Raw genomic sequence first — 15,845 nt, 5'->3', positions numbered from 1 at the left:
TAAGAGATAACGTCGTTACTGAACAAAAACAAACACAACATCTAACCGGAGTACCCATGGCTAATTACTTCAACACATTGAATCTGCGCAACCAGTTAGCGCAGCTGGGCAAATGTCGTTTCATGTCACGCGACGAATTCGCAGATGGCGCTAGCTTCCTGAAAGGCAAGAAAGTGGTCATCGTTGGCTGTGGCGCTCAGGGTCTGAACCAGGGTCTGAACATGCGTGATTCTGGTCTGGACGTGGCGTATGCCCTGCGTGCTGAAGCGATTGCTGAGAAGCGTGCCTCTTTCCGCAAAGCGACCGATAACGGCTTTAAAGTCGGTACTTACGAAGAGCTGATCCCACAGGCCGATCTGGTGGTTAACCTGACGCCAGACAAGCAGCACTCTGCGGTCGTTCAGGCTGTTCAGCCGCTGATGAAAGATGGCGCTGCGCTGGGTTACTCACACGGTTTCAACATTGTTGAAGTGGGCGAAACCATCCGTAAAGACATCACCGTCGTAATGGTGGCACCGAAGTGCCCAGGTACGGAAGTACGTGAAGAGTACAAGCGTGGTTTCGGTGTACCTACGCTGATTGCCGTTCACCCGGAAAACGATCCAAAAGGCGAAGGCATGGCGATTGCTAAAGCCTGGGCAGCAGCGACCGGCGGCGACCGTGCAGGCGTGCTGGAATCTTCCTTCGTTGCGGAAGTGAAATCTGACCTGATGGGCGAGCAGACCATCCTGTGCGGTATGCTGCAGGCCGGTTCTCTGCTGTGCTTCGACAAGCTGGTGGCGGAAGGTCACGACGCGGCTTACACCGAAAAACTGATTCAGTTCGGCTGGGAAACCATCACCGAATCACTGAAGTTTGGCGGCATCACGCTGATGATGGATCGCCTGTCTAATCCGGCAAAAATCCGCGCTTATGCGTTGTCTGAGCAGCTGAAAACCATCATGGCTCCGCTGTTCCAGAAGCACATGGATGACATCATCTCTGGCGAATTCTCTTCAGGCATGATGGCTGACTGGGCTAACGACGACAAAAACCTGCTGACCTGGCGTGAAGAGACCGGCGCAACGGCATTCGAAAACGCACCGCAGTTTGATGGCAAAATCGAAGAGCAGGAATATTACGACAAAGGCGTCGTGATGGTTGCGATGGTGAAAGCAGGCGTTGAGCTGGCATTCGAAACCATGGTTGACGCGGGCATCATCGAAGAGTCGGCTTACTACGAATCACTGCACGAGCTGCCGCTGATTGCTAACACCATCGCACGTAAGCGTCTGTATGAAATGAACGTGGTTATCTCGGATACCGCAGAATACGGTAACTACCTGTTCTCCTTTGCGGCAGTTCCACTGCTGAAAGAGTTCATGACCACGCTGCAGCCGGGCGATCTGGGCAAAGCAGTTGAAGGTACGCAGGTGGATAACGCGCAGCTGCGTGACGTCAACGAAGCCGTTCGTCAGCACCCAATCGAATCTGTAGGCCGCAAACTGCGTGGCTACATGACCGATATGAAACGTATCGCTGTCGCTGGCTAAGCCACGCGCGACACAGTTTTCAGCACAATAAAAAACCCCGGCTTGCCGGGGTTTTTTTATTCGTGCTCGCTGTTGCTCCAGGTATGTACTCGCTGTCCCCCTCCTCGGTCCTCCCCCATGAATGGGGGAGGAAGATGCTGCCATATGTTAGTTCTGAAGCTGCATGTGGCAGCGTCTCCTTCCCCCGCTAGCGGGGGAAGGCCGGGATGGGGGACAGCAAGCACGTACAAAGTACCGCCAGCTCAATCACACCGCTTCATACAGCGTCTGATTTCGCGTCTCTTTACAGGCAATCAGCGCGATCAACGTCAACACCGCCATCGAAGCCAGATAGAAACCCACCGCCTGCAAACCGTAATGGGCGTTCAGCCAGGTGGCGATATAAGGCGCTACCGAGGCACCAAGAATCGACGACAGGTTGTAAGAGAACGATGCGCCGGTATAACGCACTTCCGTTGGGAACAGTTCTGGCAGCAGCGCGCCCATCGGACCAAACGTCAGGCCCATAATGCTCAGACCGAGGATCAGGAAGCCCATTACCAGCACCTGAGAACCGGAACCCAGCAGCATTGGGAACATCAATGCAAAGGCGATAATCATCAACGTAATGGTGATCATGGTTTTACGACGACCAAAGCGATCGGCCAGCAGACCGGCAATCGGCACCATCACACCAAAACCAATCACCGCCACCATCAGCATCCACAGGAAGCTGTTACGCGAATAGCCGAGGCCAGCCGGCGCGGGTGCGGTGCCGTAACTCATCGAATACACGGTCATGATGTAGAACAGCGTGTAAGTGGCGAGCATGATGAAGGTGCCAAGAATGGTGGCGGTCAGATGCTTGCTCAGCAGCGTGCCGATCGGCATTTTCACCTGTTTGTTCTCTTTCTGCACTTTGGCGAATACCGGGCTTTCATGCAGCGAAACGCGCACATACAGGCCAATTAACACCAGCACCGCAGAGAGAATAAACGGCACGCGCCAGCCCCAGTTCATGAACTGCTCGTCGGTCAGCAACCATGAAAGCAGCAGGAACGTGCCGTTAGCGAAGAAGAAGCCAATCGGCGCGCCGAGCTGTGGGAACGAACCATAAAGCGCACGTTTCTTCGCCGGGGCATTTTCGGTCGCCAGCAGCGCCGCGCCGCCCCATTCGCCACCAAGGCCAAGACCCTGACCAAAACGCGCCAGCGCCAGCAGCAGCGGCGCTGCCACGCCAATGGTTTCATAACCTGGCAGTAAACCAATCAGCACCGTCGAGACGCCCATGGTCAGCAGCGATGCCACCAAGGTGGCTTTACGGCCAACTCGATCGCCAAAGTGTCCAAACACGGCAGAACCGATAGGACGCGCCACGAAGGCGATCGCGAAGGTCGCCAGCGACTGCAACGTGGCCACGGTCGGATCGCCCTGCGGGAAGAAGATGTGCGGGAAAATAATCACCGCAGCGGTGGCATAGATATAGAAATCGAAGAACTCAATGGCGGTGCCGACAAGCGATGCCACAACCACTTTGCCACGTGAATTGACCGGCGTGTCGTCGTGTTTTTTGTCGAGTGTTTCTGTGATGGAGGCTTGCATAAGTGTTTCTTAATTGTAAATGTAGACAGAGAATCTTACGCACCTGGTTTGCGGCATTCAATGGCGAAAAACCGCGTCAGACCGGGCTTTTTCGGCGAATAAGTGGATAATTTCTGAGTTGCTGCGATCAGTGGCGGATGGGAACGGGAAGTGTCACTTTTTTGGCGGGAATCTCTGCAAAAGGGCCAAATTAAAGTGACCCTTTAGCGTTTCCTGCTGGTTTTCGCTGAAAAAGCAGCCAGCAGGAGACATTTTTAGCTAGTACGGCAATTGTAACAACCTCGTAGGCTTATTTAGCCTGATGCGGCTGCGGCATCTCTTTATCATCTTTGTATTTGGCGGTGGCGATCCACGCGGCGCAGAACAGCGTCAAACGCGCAAAGAAGTAGAAGAACGCCATTAAGCCGAGCACTGAACCAAAAGCCGCGCCCGACGGCGAGCTTGCCAGCTTCGGCAGCGTCAGCGTCATTACAAACTTGATCACCTCAAAGCCAATCGCCGCCAGCAGCGTGCCGCGGAACAGCGCTTTTTTACGCGGCTTGTGGCGCGGTAAAATCCAGAAGATCCACAGGAAAAGCAGATAGTTAGCCAGGATAGAGATAGATAACGCAATCACCGTCATCGCTGGGCGCAGCCACTCAATGTCTTCCAGCCCCAGCGCGTTAACGATCGCTGCCTGCGCCGCGCCGGCAATCGAGGTCAGCGACAGCGTAATCACCAGCGCAAACATCAAACCCAACAGCGAAATCAGATCGCGCGCGTACTTCTTCCAGAATTTCTCCTGATCGTCCGGCGTGCGTTCCCACACGTCGCGTGACTGCGCGCGCACCGCTTCACGCAGGTTGCCCATCCAGTTAATGCCGGAGTAGAGCGCCAGCAGCAAACCGGTTAATCCTACTGTGGCACGCTGCTGAATCGCGGTATTCACCGTATTTTTCAGCGTGGTGGCCAACGTCGGATCGCTGATGCTGTTAACGATTTTGTTGATCAACTCGGTGAGCAAATCCTGATTCGACGCCAGCACAAAACCGACCGCCGCAAAGGAGACCATCAAAATCGGTATCAGAGAGAGAAAGGAGAAGTAAGTGATCGCCGCGCCAAACTGGCTACCGAGGCGATCGTTGAAGCGTTCCAGCGCGCGCATAAAGTGCGCCACCGCCGGAATCGCCTGGAACCAGGCAGCGAAGCGCGACACATTTTGAATCGAGCCATCCACGGTTTTATTGCCGGTTTTAATATCAATCAGCGGCTTGGCTTCTGCCTCGGCCGCGGTCTGTTTAGGGGTTTTGTCCGTCATAGACGATAGTCATCCTGTTCACTGCGAAAATACAATTATAGTCTGCTAAGTTACATATTCCTGCAGGACTTGGCTGAGCCATTCCATAAACACTCGCACGCGGCGCGCCACGTTGCGGCGATGCGGATAAAGCAGCGAGATGGGCATCGGTTTCGCCGGGAAATGATGCAGCACTTCCACCAGTTGCCCCGACTCCAGTAGCGGCTGTACGCCAATCGCCGGCACCTGAATAATGCCGAGCCCTGCCATGCAGGCGGCGCGATAGGTTTCGGTGCTGTTTACCGTCACCACGCCGCCGGTTTGAACGTAATGACACTGTTTGCCATCAAAATATTCAAAGCCCAATGAAGGTTGTCCCAGCTGCTGGGTGTAATGCACCATCGCGTGTTGCGACAGATCTTCCAGCCGCACCGGCATGCCGAAGCGGGAAAGGTAGCCGGGGCTGGCGCAGTTGATCAAGGCGTGCGAGCCGATTTTCCGCGCAATCAGCCCGGAATCTTTCAGCTCGCCGACGCGCACCACGCAGTCAAATCCTTCGCGAATCACATCAACCTGACGATCGCTGCTGCTCAACTCAATTTCCAGACCGGGATAGTGCTGCAAAAACTCCGGCAATCGTGGCAGCACAAAGCCGGTCGCCATCGCCACCGACATGTCCACGCGCAATTTGCCGCTTAAGGTGCCGGGATCGTGCTGGAACAGGCTGTCCATGTCGTCGAGCATCGACAGTAAATCGAGGCAACGATCGTAATAAACCAGGCCGTCCTGCGTCAGGTGCACACGTCGCGTGGTGCGATGCAGCAGGCGCGTCCCCATTTGATTCTCCAGCGCCTGTAGCTGGCGGGATACGCTGCCTTTCGGTAAACCTAAGCTTTCTGCCGCACGGGTAAAACTGCCCATTTCTGCCACCCGCACAAAAACCTGCATAGCGTGAATTTTATCCATGTTGTTCACCGATTGTTGTTGTTAGTGAAACAGTGCTGCGTATTCCTCTGCGTTTATAGATCAATTATTCACGAATATCCTTAACACGTGTTCAATTTTCCAACTGGAGCGAAACATGAGTCATAAAATTGCATTGATTACCGGCGGAAATCGCGGTTTAGGCAAGAATGGGGCGCTGAAACTGGCTGCCAAAGGCACTGATATCCTGTTTACCTATCGCGGTCACGCGGAAGAAGCGCAGGCGGTTGTGCAGGAGATTGAAGCGCTGGGCGCGCGTGCGGTGGCGTTGCAGTTGGATGTAGGCGACACAGGCACGTTTGACGGCTTCGTGGCGCAGGTGAGAGAAGCGCTGCAGAAAACCTGGCAGCGTGACAGCTTTGATTATTTAGTGAACAACGCCGGTCACGGTCACTACAAGCTGTTCGCAGAGACCAGCGAAGATGAGTTTGATGCGCTAGTGAATGTGCACTTCAAAGGGCCGTTCTTCCTGACGCAAAAACTGCTGCCGCTGATCGTTGATGGTGGACGCATCCTGAATATCTCCAGCGGTTTAACCCGTTTAACGCTGCCGGGTTCAGGCACGTACGCCTCAATTAAAGGCGCGATGGAAGTGCTAACGCGCTATCAGGCCAAAGAGTTAGGCGAGCGCCATATCCGCGTCAACATTCTGGCGCCAGGCGCGATTGAAACTGACTTCGGTGGTGGTCGCGTGCGTGATACCAAAGATCTCAACGACCATATCGCTTCAGTCACCGCGCTGGGCCGCGTTGGTTTGCCGGATGATATTGGCGATGCCATCAGCGCGATCCTCAGCGATGAAACCGGCTGGATCACCGCACAGCGCATTGAAGCCTCAGGCGGCCAAGGTCTGTAAAAATATAAACTGATGCACATATTCGTAGCGGCGCAATTTATTGCGCAATAAATTGCGCCGCTACGGATGGTGCAGATTACAATTACAGCTCAATCGTCCCGTCAATCACCGTCACGGTTTGGCCACCAATCCAGATCGCTTTATCGCTAAAACTCACCTGAATGCGACCTTCCCGCTGAATCGCGCTGCCCTGACGTGCCCGATAATCGCGCGTTTGCTTGTTAGCCTCGAAATAGCGCGCCAGACAGGCGTTGGCGCTGCCGGTCACCGGATCCTCAGTCAAGCTGCCGTTCTCAACCAGCAATGCGCGCACTTCATACTGCTCGTTTTCGCCCGACGGTAACGCACCAAAAATTGCCGTACCGTTAACCTCAGCATGCTGATGTAAACGGTGTAAATCGGCTGCTGACGGCACCACATCCAGCACCGCTTGCGCGCTACTCATCGGAATCAGCAGCCAGCGAATACCCATATCAACGATGGTCGGCATTTGGCTGAGATCGAAGCATTCACTGTTCAGCGCGCTGCTCATCAGCGCATCACTGAACGGCGTTAATGTGGCGGCAGGCGCGGCAAATGCCAGCGCACCGTCATCGCTGATTTTCACCTCAACCAGACCAACGCCGCACTCCTGCACGATTTTGCCCGGCGTTTTCAGCGGCCAACCGGCTTCCAGCAGCGCATGCGCGGTGCCTAACGTCGGATGCCCGGCAAAAGGCAGTTCACCTTCGACGGTAAAAATGCGCACGCGGTAATCCGCCGCCGCATCCTGTGGCGGCAACACAAAGGTGGTTTCCGACAGATTGGTCCAGCGCGCAATCGCCGTCAGCTGCGCGTCACTCAATCCCTGTGCATCCATGATCACCGCCAGCGGATTCCCTTTAAACGCCGATGAGGTAAACACGTCCACCTGTTTAAATGCGACCTTCATTGTCACTCCTTCCTCGTTGAGGTTGTCTGAAATCGGGATTTACATCCTGCTGATTGCGAAAGGCCAGCAACAGGGCTATGAATAGATTAAGAATTCTGGAATCGGAGTCCGCAATGTTAAAAGTTCTTGGCCGTACTTCATCAATAAACGTGCGAAAAGTTCTGTGGCTGTGCGCAGAACTCGATATTGCGTACGAATTAGAACCCTGGGGCGATGATCCACAATCGCTGCACTCAAAAGAGTTTATGGCGCTCAATCCCAACGCCATGGTCCCGGTAATAATCGAGGACGACTTCGTGCTGTGGGAATCCAACGCTATTCTGCGCTATCTCGCCAACAGCAATGGCGGCGAATGGCTCTATCCCGACAATCCCCGCGCGCGCGCGCCAGTTGATCAGTGGATGGATTGGCAAGCCACCGAACTTAACACGTCTTGGCGTTACGCATTTATGTCGCTGGTGCGCAACTCGCCGGCGCATCAGGATCCCCGCTTGCTGGCGGCGGCCGTGAAAGGCTGGACGCACACCATGAACATACTCAACCAGCATCTGGAGAAAACTGGGCGCTATGTCGCAGGCCGCAATTTCTCGCTGGCCGATATTCCGGTTGGGCTGGCGGTGAACCGCTGGTTTGAAACCCCGCTGGAACACCCTGACTTCCCGGCGGTGCAGACTTATTACGAACGCCTGACCGAGCGCGAGCCTTACACCACCTGGGGCCGCAACGGCAAACCCTGATCCTGTCCCGGCGCGAGGCCTGTCATTTCACAGGCCAGCGCGCCAGTGTGCTGCAGCGCCCACGTATAACGTTCATCAAACGGGTAGCAGCAGGAGAGGCGTAACGCGTGTTTGTAACGATCGCTCAGGGAGTAGAGCGCGCCCGGCGTCACACAGATTTGCTCCTGCAGCAGACGATGAAACATCTCTACGGTATCAATGTTCCCCGGCAGTTCGACCCAAAAAACAAACCCGCCGCGCGGCAGGGTCGCGCGCGTGCCCTGCGGAAAGTGGCGTGCCAGAATCCCGCGCGCCGCATCCAGATTGGCGGCATAGCGCCGACGCAGCGTGCGCAGATGATGATCGTAGCCGCCGCTGGCAAGAAATTCGGCCAGGGTTTCACTTAACAAGCGTGATTCCGCCATCGACGACACCGCTTTGAGGTGAGCGATAGCGTCATGAAAACGCCCGGCAGCAGTCCAGCCGACGCGGAAATCAGGCGCCACGGTTTTGGTAAAGCTGGTGCAGTAAATCACCCAACCCTCGCTATCAAACGCCTTTACTGGCGGCGACAGCGGCCACTCAAACTGCAATTCGTCGTACAAACCATCTTCCAGCAGCGGAACGTGGTAAGTGTTCACTAACTTCGCCAGCCGCTTTTTATTCTCCAGCGGCATCACATATCCCAGCGGGTTCTGCGCGCCGGGCATGGCGATCACCGCCTGAACCCGCTTCTCCTGCAGCAGCATCTCCAGCGCATCCAGCGACAATCCCTGCTGCGGATCGGTAGGAATTTCCAGCGCTTTCAGCCCCAGCGACGCCAGCAGCGGGAACAGGAAGAAATAGGTCGGCGACTCCAAACCAATGCAATCGCCGGGTTTAGTCACCGCGCGCAGCGCCAGCTGGAGTGCTTCCATGCAGCCGTGCGTCAGTGTGATCGCCTGCGGCGGCAAGTTGATGCCGTTGTGCAGGGCACGACGCGCAATCTCCTCCCGTAAGCGCTCACTACCGGGTGGAAGCGCATAGCGTCCGATAATGTCGGGATTCTGGCGCAAAATCGACGCAGTAATTCGCCCGATCCGCGCCGCCGGATAGAAGGTGCCATCCTGCGGACAGGCTAATGAGATATTGGTGTAATCGGGATTATTTTGCGCCGCGAACACTTGCTCAATCAGCTCCAGCTTCTGCGCGCTGGGATCGTTGATTTTTGCCGGTAGCGGTTTTACTGAACGCGTCACGGCGGGCAGCACGCCACGCACGTAATAACCCGACTGCGGCCGCGATTCAATCAGGCCGCGATCTTCGAGGATTTGCCATGCATTGAGCACGGTATTGATACTCACCTGATGCGATTGTGCCACGCGGCGTATCGCCGGCAGGCGTTTACCCGGCTTCAGCGTGCCCTGATGTATCGACTCGGCAAAGCTATCGACCAACTGCTGATACAGCGTTTGACCGGATGAGAGTGGAAGGGACACAAAAGCCTCCGCGCGCGATGGGTACAATTCATTTTTGGAACAACTGTACCCATTACAATAGTGGTTTTGTGTCTCTGTTTCCATTGCAACATACGCATTAGCATGAAGGCATCATTGATTCTTCAGGAAGCGCATCATGCTCGATCCATCATTCTTCAGCTACGTCACCGTGATGTCGATCACGCCGGGTCCAAATAACCTGCTGCTGGCAACGTCGGGTGTTAACTTTGGCTTTAAACGCACGCTGCCGATGCTGTTTGGCATCCTGCTAGGCTGCGCAATACAGATGCTACTGGCGAGCGTGGCGCTGGATGCGCTGCTGCACTGGATGGGCGCGATTCGCCTGCCGCTGACGGTAGTCGGCTGTAGCTATCTGCTGTGGCTTTCGTGGAAGATTTTCCGCGCTGGCGCGCCGCAACTGCGTGAACGCCCGCGTCCCATGACGCTAATTGGCGGCATCTGTTTCCAGGCGGTGAATCCCAAAGCCTGGCTGATGGTCACCAACGTGGCGCTGATGTACGCCAACAGTAACGGCGTGCTGACGGTGCTACTGGGATTCGCCGCACTGAATCTGCCGTGCATTTTGATTTGGGCAGCGCTGGGCGATCGCCTTCGCAGCCATCTGCAGGTCGCGTGGAAACGTCAGGCGTTTAACAGTTTGATGGCGCTTTCGCTGGTGGCGACAACTGCGTGGATGTTGTACGACGCGGTGCTGCTGAGCTAGCCATAAAAAAGAGGCCGCTTTCGCGGCCTCTCATCTTGCCAATCTCCGATACTACCTTGTTACTTACCCACCACGTGCGCGGTTTCGCGCGCTTCATCGTTGGCGGCATCAGGTGTAATCACTGGTTCATAGTCGAGTTGCAGCACGCGGCTGGTATCGGCCAGCACTTTCTCGGTCAGTGCGACGTCGCCGTTCAGCTTGCGGCCCCACGATGGGATCACCATGCGGATTTTGGTCTGCCACTCCGGTGAACGCATCTGTTCCGGGAAGGCTTTCGCCATCAGCTCGAGCATAATCGGTGCGGCGGTGGAGGCGCCCGGCGAGGCACCCAGCAGGGCGGAAATGGTGCCATCTTCCGAAGTCACCACTTCAGTACCAAGACGCAGCACGCCACCTTCAACGGCATCGTTCTTGATGATTTGCACGCGCTGGCCGGCAGTGACTAAACGCCAATCTTCCTGCTTCGCCTGCGGCACGTAAGCGCGCAACGCTTCCATACGATCGCTGTCGCTTTGCAACACCTGATCAACCAGATATTTCACCAGGTCGAAGCTCTTCAGGCCAACCTGCACCATCGGCTTGAGGTTGCTGGTGTTCATCGCGCCGAACATATCCAGTAGCGAACCCTCTTTGAGGAATTTGGTTGAGAAGGTAGCAAACGGCCCAAAAAGCAGCACCTGTTTGCCATCCAGCACGCGGGTATCGACGTGCGGCACCGACATCGGCGGTGCGCCGACGCTGGCTTTGCCATACACCTTCGCCATATGCTGTTTCACCACGTCAGGATTTTCCGTCACCAGGAATGAACCGCCCACCGGGAAACCGGCGTAGCCTTTCACTTCCGGAATGCCGGATTTCTGCAGCAGCGGCAACGCCGCACCGCCGGCACCGATAAACAGCTGGCGCGTGGTCAGCACACGATTTTCACCGCTGGCCAGATTATGCAGCGTGACCTGCCAGCGACCGTCGCTCAGGCGTTTGATATCACGCACTTCCTGGCGCAGACGCAGGCGGAAATTGGCTTTCTTCTCTAAAGAGGCAATCAGCTGACGCGTTACTTCACCGAAGTTCACGTCGGTACCCATTTCGGTCCAGGTCGCCGCCACTTTCTGTTTGCTGTCGCGGCCGTTCATCACCAGCGGAATCCACTTAGTGATTTGATCGCGGTCTTCAGAGTAATTCATGCCACGGAAAAGGGTGCTTTTCTGCAGCGCATTGAAACGCTTGCGCAGGAATTCAACGTTATCGTCGCCCCAGACGAAACTCATGTGCGGCGTACTGTGGATAAAGCTTTTGGGATTGCGCAGGTTGCCTTTCTGCACGTGATACGCCCAGAACTGACGCGAAATCTGGAACGATTCGTTAATCGCGACCGCTTTGGCGATGTCAATGCTGCCATCCGCCTTCTGCGGCGTATAGTTGAGCTCCGCCAGCGCGGCGTGACCGGTTCCGGCGTTGTTCCAGCCATTAGAGGATTCAACGGCCACATCATCAAGACGTTCAACCATCTCAACTGACCAGTCAGGCTCGAGATCTTGCAGCCATGCGCCCAAAGTCGCACTCATCACGCCTGCGCCAATCAGCAGTACGTCGACGTCTTTTCGTTCCTGAAGGTTTGCACTTTCCATTGAAGCGGCGGCGAGCGCCAGATTTACCGCAGTAGTACTCATGAGGCGACATCTCCTCTCTCTGTTGACCTGAAGCTCAACAGGTTCGCAGGCGAAATAGCCGCGCTTCTTTCGAGCGCGTGGCGCTATCTCTCAAAGGTTAAGACTCAGGTATAAGTCACGGGGACGATAACGGTTAACTGCACGTTATGCATATGCATTCGAATATAACATTCTCGTATCGGAATTAAACGTTTGTTTATTTTTTAAAGGCGGAAATGATTCAGCATAAGAATTAATCAGCTCAACCTCGCGGTCATAAGGGATTTTTATCTCTTAATCAGACGGTTAGAGTAATGCAGTTGTTACGCTATTGTGAGGGGTTATAACGGGGGTGAAAACGGCGAGTGATATGCATCACATTTTAATGTGTTGAAAAATATATGTTTTAACTAGATTGATTATTTATGCGGATTTTATGTTGCGCGATATTTCGCCAGGTCGTGTAAAAGTAATGTTACATTTTTGTGGTGATGAATTGAGGTATGACCGCGTAAAGCTGCCAGAAGAAAAATGCATCACCTTGCCGGAAAAACGATCAGCGCGATCGGCGGCGCCACAGGAAGCGAATGACGAAAAACTCGAGCGCGCCCAGCAGCAAAAACCACAAACTAAAGACGATGGTATACAGCTGATTAACATCCATCAAATGCAGGCTTTCCTGCAATTGTTTTGCCAGCTCAATACCAAATGAAGGCGCGGGCAGCAGCAGGGCGGAAAGAAAGCCTAGCAGCAGAATGCCGCCTGGGATGATCAGCGTTTCGAATGGGTTATTCATGGTCATTGTCCAAATCAGTTAGCGCGGGCATTAGCGCATAAAACCGCGCTACGGTGCAATCCCCGCGCCGGCTCGCGCTCAGAAATTTCTTCTATTCCATTCACTTAGCGTCAAAAATAGCGGAAGTTAAGAGTTATAGCCTTTGCTATACTTAAATCCCTGATTTTACTGTCTTTTTTTTGACGTTTTTGCGTGTTAGACTGCGCGCACTTTTTCATTACTGAACAATAAATGCGGACAAGTAGCGGCTTTAACGCCGGTTCCGCGGCATTGATTAAAAACCCATGACATTTATCGCAACCCTGATTTTGGCCTTTGGCATGTCGATGGACGCTTTCGCCGCAGCACTGGGCAAAGGCGCGTCGCTGCATCGCCCAGGTTTCAAAGAGGCGCTGCGAACCGGCCTGATTTTCGGCGTTATCGAAATGTTGACGCCGCTGATTGGCTGGGCAATTGGCCTCGCGGCCAGCCGCTACATCATGGCGTGGGATCATTGGGTGGCATTCGTGCTGTTAACCGTGCTGGGCGGCCGTATGATGATGGAAGGTTTTCGTCAAACCGCTGACGAGCCGTGCGAAGCGCCGCAGCGTCATGGTTTTATGGTGCTGGCGTTAACCGCCGTCGCCACCAGTCTTGATGCGCTGGCCGTCGGTGTTGGCCTGGCGTTCCTGCAGGTGAATATCATCATGACCGCCGTCACCATCGGCGCGGCGACCACTATCATGGCAACCACCGGCGTATTGGTTGGACGCTTTATCGGCCCGGTGATGGGCAAATGGGCGGAAGTGTTGGGCGGCGTAGTGCTGATCAGCATTGGCTGCACCATTTTAAGCGAGCATTTAGGCTGGTTTAACTAACCACGTTGTCGTTATGCCATTCATGGCGACCTCTTCTTCACATCCGCACTAATCCCCAATTCTGTGATCTACTTCAAAAATAATTGCGGTAAAAACGCTCAGCGGCTATACTTTTTGCGTATTTCTTCAACAATTTTTGAACCAGGTGCTTTATGAAACGCTTTTTCCGCTACGTGTTCCGTTCTTATGTCGAGACTTTCAAACACGTACCGCCGGGTGCTTTAAATTAAGCATTCCGTCAAATACCCTCGATAATCGCGGTCAGGGATCGACCTGTGGTTATCAACGATTTTCTTATCTCTCCAGCCGCTAATCTCCCCATTTTTCCCCTAACTCGCTGATAAAACTCCTCAGCCATTAGATTTCGATCTGGCTATAGCCGCACGTTATACCCCGCCACTAAACAAGCATTCGTCACCCCATCTTCTGCGTGAAATAGTCAATTCAGGCCCTATAAACCGTCTGAAACGAGAAACATCATGCTGATCCCACAACCTTATTTACTCTTCCTCGGCGATGTAACCGATCCACTGGCCGCTAAAACCGCACGCGGCATTCACGTCTGGCGTCCAGAGCAGTGCGTTGGCGAAATCAAACTGCCGGGCTGCACCGTCACGCTTGGCCTCGACGTCCTCGACATCGCCGCTGCCAAAGCGCGCGGTGCCAAAACGCTGGTGCTCGGCACCGCCAATGCCGGCGGTTACTTGCCCACGCATTGGCTCGACACGGTAAAAAGCGCCCTCTCTGCCGGGATGAACGTGGCCAGCGGTTTGCACCATCGTCTGGTGGATGAGCCGGAGCTGGTGGCGTTGGCCAAAGAGTTCGGCGTTGAGCTGTTCGACCTGCGCCACATGCGTCCAAAACTGGACGTCGGCAGCGGTAAAAAGCGCACAGGTAAGCGTGTACTTACTGTCGGCACCGATTGCTCGGTAGGCAAGATGTACACCTCGCTGGCGCTGGAAGCCGCGATGCGTGAACGCGGCATGCAAGCCGATTTCCGCGCCACCGGCCAGACCGGTATTTTGGTCGCGGGCGAAGGTATCGCGATTGATGCAGTGATTGCCGACTTCATCGCCGGCGCGGTCGAAGCGCTGTCGCCAGCCAATGACGCCGATCACTGGGATATCGTTGAAGGTCAGGGTTCGCTGTTCCATCCTTCCTATGCTGGCGTCAGCATGGGCCTGATCCACGGTGCGCAGCCGCACTGGCTGGTGATGTGCCATGAAATGGGGCGTCCGCATATGCGTCATCTGCCGCATCAGCCAATGGTCAGCCTGAAAGATTGCGTTGAAGCCAACCTGCGCGCAGCGCACGTCACCAGCGACGCGGTTCAGCTGGCCGGTTTCGCCATCAACACCTCGAACTACAGCGAAGACGAAGCGCGCGCCTATTGTGCAGAGATCAGCGCCGAATTCGGCGTGCCTGCCACCGATCCGGTGCGTTTTGGCATTGCGGATATCGCCGCGCTGCTGCAGGAGCGTGGCTAACATGCGGCGCATGCAGATTGAAGTGCTGGAGCTGCCGCTGGCGCGTCCGTTCGCCATCTCACGCGGTACGCGCACCGCAGTCACGGTGATTCGCGTGACGCTGGAGCAGAACGGCTTTATTGGCCGCGGCGAATGTACGCCAACGCCGCGCTACGATGAAACGCCAGAAAGCGTCAACGCCGAACTGGAAGCGCTGCGCGCCGCCATGGAAGCGGGCCTGAGCCGCCTCGATCTGCAAAGCCGTTTATCTGCGGGTTCAGCGCGTAATGCGCTGGACTGTGCGCTGTGGCGTCTCGATGCCGCGCTGGCGAAGCACACGCTGTGGCAACAGTGCGAGCGTCGTCAGCCGCCATCGGTGATCACCGCCGAAACTCTCAGCCTCGACTCCATCGAAAACATGGCCGCCGCCGCTGCCGATGCGGTATCACGCGGCGCCATCCTGCTGAAAATCAAACTTAATCGCGACGACATTCTGGAGAAAGTCGCCGCGATTCGTCAGGCCGCGCCGCGCGCCACCTTAATCATTGATGCCAATGAAGCCTGGTCGGGCGTGGATTTGCCCAGCCTGTTCAACGCGCTGGCGAGTTTTAACATCGCGATGGTCGAGCAGCCGCTGCCGGCGGGTCAGGATCAGGCGTTGCAGCGCTTCACACACCCGATTCCGGTGTGTGCCGACGAGAGCTGCCACACCCGCCAGGACATCGCGCCGCTGCGCAATCGCTACGAGATGATCAACATCAAGCTGGATAAGTGCGGCGGTTTGACCGAAGCGCTGGCGATGGTGGAAGAGGCGCAGAAGCACGATATGCGGTTGATGGTCGGCTGCATGCTCGGTTCTTCACTGGCGATGGAAGCGGCGCTGCCGGTGGCGATTGCCGCTGAACATGTCGATCTCGATGGCCCCATTTGGCTGGCCGCCGATAGCTCGCCCTTCCTTTCTTACGCTCAAGGCCAAATCTGGCTGTAACCCGCATGCGG

General features: G+C 55.4%; 14 protein-coding genes. 7 read left to right on the top strand and 7 right to left on the bottom strand.

The features are described 5' to 3' along the window. Positions 1 to 56 precede the first annotated feature (56 nt). The gene (gene ilvC, locus DEU53_RS15990) at positions 57 to 1,532 is read left to right on the top strand and encodes a ketol-acid reductoisomerase (protein WP_008106632.1); all 1,476 of its coding nucleotides are present in this window, start codon (positions 57 to 59) and stop codon (positions 1,530 to 1,532) included. A 246-nt stretch (positions 1,533 to 1,778) separates the two neighbouring features. On the opposite strand, the gene DEU53_RS15985 is transcribed toward ilvC, so the two are convergent. From DEU53_RS15985 to DEU53_RS15975, 3 genes are all read right to left on the bottom strand, one after another. Beyond that, positions 1,779 to 3,113, bottom strand: a complete 1,335-nt coding sequence (locus DEU53_RS15985) for an MFS transporter (RefSeq protein ID WP_101762781.1) — start codon at positions 3,111 to 3,113, stop codon at positions 1,779 to 1,781. A gap of 289 nt (positions 3,114 to 3,402) precedes the next feature. Further along, positions 3,403 to 4,410, bottom strand: coding sequence for an inner membrane protein YhjD (gene yhjD / locus DEU53_RS15980; protein WP_110867713.1), 1,008 nt, complete (start codon positions 4,408 to 4,410; stop codon positions 3,403 to 3,405). Positions 4,411 to 4,455: 45 nt separating this feature from the next. Further along, a complete protein-coding gene (locus DEU53_RS15975) occupies positions 4,456 to 5,355 on the bottom strand; it encodes a LysR family transcriptional regulator (RefSeq protein WP_101762793.1) in 900 nt (299 codons plus the stop codon). 115 nt (positions 5,356 to 5,470) lie between these two features. On the opposite strand from DEU53_RS15975, the gene DEU53_RS15970 reads away from it, so the two are divergent. Continuing rightward, entirely contained in the window at positions 5,471 to 6,229 is a 759-nt protein-coding gene (locus DEU53_RS15970) for an SDR family NAD(P)-dependent oxidoreductase (protein ID WP_110867712.1), read from the top strand. Between the two features lie 82 nt (positions 6,230 to 6,311). Here the strand turns inward: DEU53_RS15970 and DEU53_RS15965 are convergent, their stop codons facing one another. Next, complete coding sequence (locus tag DEU53_RS15965) at positions 6,312 to 7,160, bottom strand: PhzF family phenazine biosynthesis protein (RefSeq protein WP_110867711.1); 849 nt, start codon at positions 7,158 to 7,160, stop codon at positions 6,312 to 6,314. Between the two features lie 113 nt (positions 7,161 to 7,273). On the opposite strand from DEU53_RS15965, the gene DEU53_RS15960 reads away from it, so the two are divergent. Next, positions 7,274 to 7,897: a glutathione S-transferase family protein gene (locus DEU53_RS15960; RefSeq protein ID WP_101762777.1), complete on the top strand. Its 624-nt coding sequence runs from the start codon at positions 7,274 to 7,276 to the stop codon at positions 7,895 to 7,897. Here DEU53_RS15960 and DEU53_RS15955 read toward each other — a convergent pair. Further along, positions 7,864 to 9,354 carry a PLP-dependent aminotransferase family protein gene (locus DEU53_RS15955; protein ID WP_110867710.1) on the bottom strand — a complete coding sequence of 497 codons (1,491 nt, stop codon included), beginning with the start codon at positions 9,352 to 9,354 and terminating at the stop codon, positions 7,864 to 7,866. The two genes, DEU53_RS15960 and DEU53_RS15955, sit on opposite strands and share 34 nt — an antisense overlap. A 136-nt stretch (positions 9,355 to 9,490) precedes the next feature. Here DEU53_RS15955 and DEU53_RS15950 point away from each other — a divergent pair, with 136 nt between their 5' ends. Further along, entirely contained in the window at positions 9,491 to 10,078 is a 588-nt protein-coding gene (locus DEU53_RS15950; protein WP_101762775.1) for a LysE family translocator, read from the top strand. Positions 10,079 to 10,137: 59 nt separating this feature from the next. Here the strand turns inward: DEU53_RS15950 and mqo are convergent, their stop codons facing one another. Continuing rightward, positions 10,138 to 11,748 carry a malate dehydrogenase (quinone) gene (gene mqo / locus DEU53_RS15945; RefSeq protein WP_110867709.1) on the bottom strand — a complete coding sequence of 537 codons (1,611 nt, stop codon included), beginning with the start codon at positions 11,746 to 11,748 and terminating at the stop codon, positions 10,138 to 10,140. 535 nt (positions 11,749 to 12,283) lie between these two features. After that, positions 12,284 to 12,523, bottom strand: coding sequence for a DUF1158 family protein (locus DEU53_RS15940; protein ID WP_110867726.1), 240 nt, complete (start codon positions 12,521 to 12,523; stop codon positions 12,284 to 12,286). A gap of 284 nt (positions 12,524 to 12,807) precedes the next feature. Between DEU53_RS15940 and mntP the strand changes: the two genes are divergently transcribed. The 3 genes from mntP to dgcA all read left to right on the top strand — a co-directional run bounded on the left by mntP (position 12,808) and on the right by dgcA (position 15,834). After that, positions 12,808 to 13,380 (top strand): manganese efflux pump MntP, encoded by a 573-nt coding sequence (gene mntP / locus DEU53_RS15935; RefSeq protein WP_101762773.1) that lies wholly within the window; start codon positions 12,808 to 12,810, stop codon positions 13,378 to 13,380. 479 nt (positions 13,381 to 13,859) lie between these two features. Then, the gene (gene dgcN, locus DEU53_RS15930; protein ID WP_110867708.1) at positions 13,860 to 14,867 is read left to right on the top strand and encodes an N-acetyltransferase DgcN; all 1,008 of its coding nucleotides are present in this window, start codon (positions 13,860 to 13,862) and stop codon (positions 14,865 to 14,867) included. 1 nt (position 14,868) lies between these two features. Next, on the top strand, positions 14,869 to 15,834 hold the full coding sequence (gene dgcA, locus DEU53_RS15925; RefSeq protein ID WP_110867707.1) for an N-acetyl-D-Glu racemase DgcA: 966 nt from the start codon (positions 14,869 to 14,871) through the stop codon (positions 15,832 to 15,834). Positions 15,835 to 15,845: the final 11 nt, after the last annotated feature.

It is taken from the genome of Pantoea sp. AG1095 (assembly GCF_003208415.1).
GTDB lineage: Bacteria > Pseudomonadota > Gammaproteobacteria > Enterobacterales > Enterobacteriaceae > Pantoea > Pantoea leporis.
Note: the sequence above shows the minus strand (reverse complement) of the source record. Positions and strands in the feature narration are given on the sequence as shown.

What these genes read in the sequence shown, in the direction of transcription:
- ilvC (WP_008106632.1), top strand. Translation starts at nt 57, where the DNA reads ATGGCTAATTACTTCAACACATTGAATCTGCGCAACCAGTTAGCGCAG.
- DEU53_RS15985 (WP_101762781.1), bottom strand. Translation starts at nt 3,113, where the DNA reads ATGCAAGCCTCCATCACAGAAACACTCGACAAAAAACACGACGACACG.
- yhjD (WP_110867713.1), bottom strand. Translation starts at nt 4,410, where the DNA reads ATGACGGACAAAACCCCTAAACAGACCGCGGCCGAGGCAGAAGCCAAG.
- DEU53_RS15975 (WP_101762793.1), bottom strand. Translation starts at nt 5,355, where the DNA reads ATGGATAAAATTCACGCTATGCAGGTTTTTGTGCGGGTGGCAGAAATG.
- DEU53_RS15970 (WP_110867712.1), top strand. Translation starts at nt 5,471, where the DNA reads ATGAGTCATAAAATTGCATTGATTACCGGCGGAAATCGCGGTTTAGGC.
- DEU53_RS15965 (WP_110867711.1), bottom strand. Translation starts at nt 7,160, where the DNA reads ATGAAGGTCGCATTTAAACAGGTGGACGTGTTTACCTCATCGGCGTTT.
- DEU53_RS15960 (WP_101762777.1), top strand. Translation starts at nt 7,274, where the DNA reads ATGTTAAAAGTTCTTGGCCGTACTTCATCAATAAACGTGCGAAAAGTT.
- DEU53_RS15950 (WP_101762775.1), top strand. Translation starts at nt 9,491, where the DNA reads ATGCTCGATCCATCATTCTTCAGCTACGTCACCGTGATGTCGATCACG.
- mqo (WP_110867709.1), bottom strand. Translation starts at nt 11,748, where the DNA reads ATGAGTACTACTGCGGTAAATCTGGCGCTCGCCGCCGCTTCAATGGAA.
- DEU53_RS15940 (WP_110867726.1), bottom strand. Translation starts at nt 12,523, where the DNA reads ATGAATAACCCATTCGAAACGCTGATCATCCCAGGCGGCATTCTGCTG.
- mntP (WP_101762773.1), top strand. Translation starts at nt 12,808, where the DNA reads ATGACATTTATCGCAACCCTGATTTTGGCCTTTGGCATGTCGATGGAC.
- dgcN (WP_110867708.1), top strand. Translation starts at nt 13,860, where the DNA reads ATGCTGATCCCACAACCTTATTTACTCTTCCTCGGCGATGTAACCGAT.
- dgcA (WP_110867707.1), top strand. Translation starts at nt 14,869, where the DNA reads ATGCGGCGCATGCAGATTGAAGTGCTGGAGCTGCCGCTGGCGCGTCCG.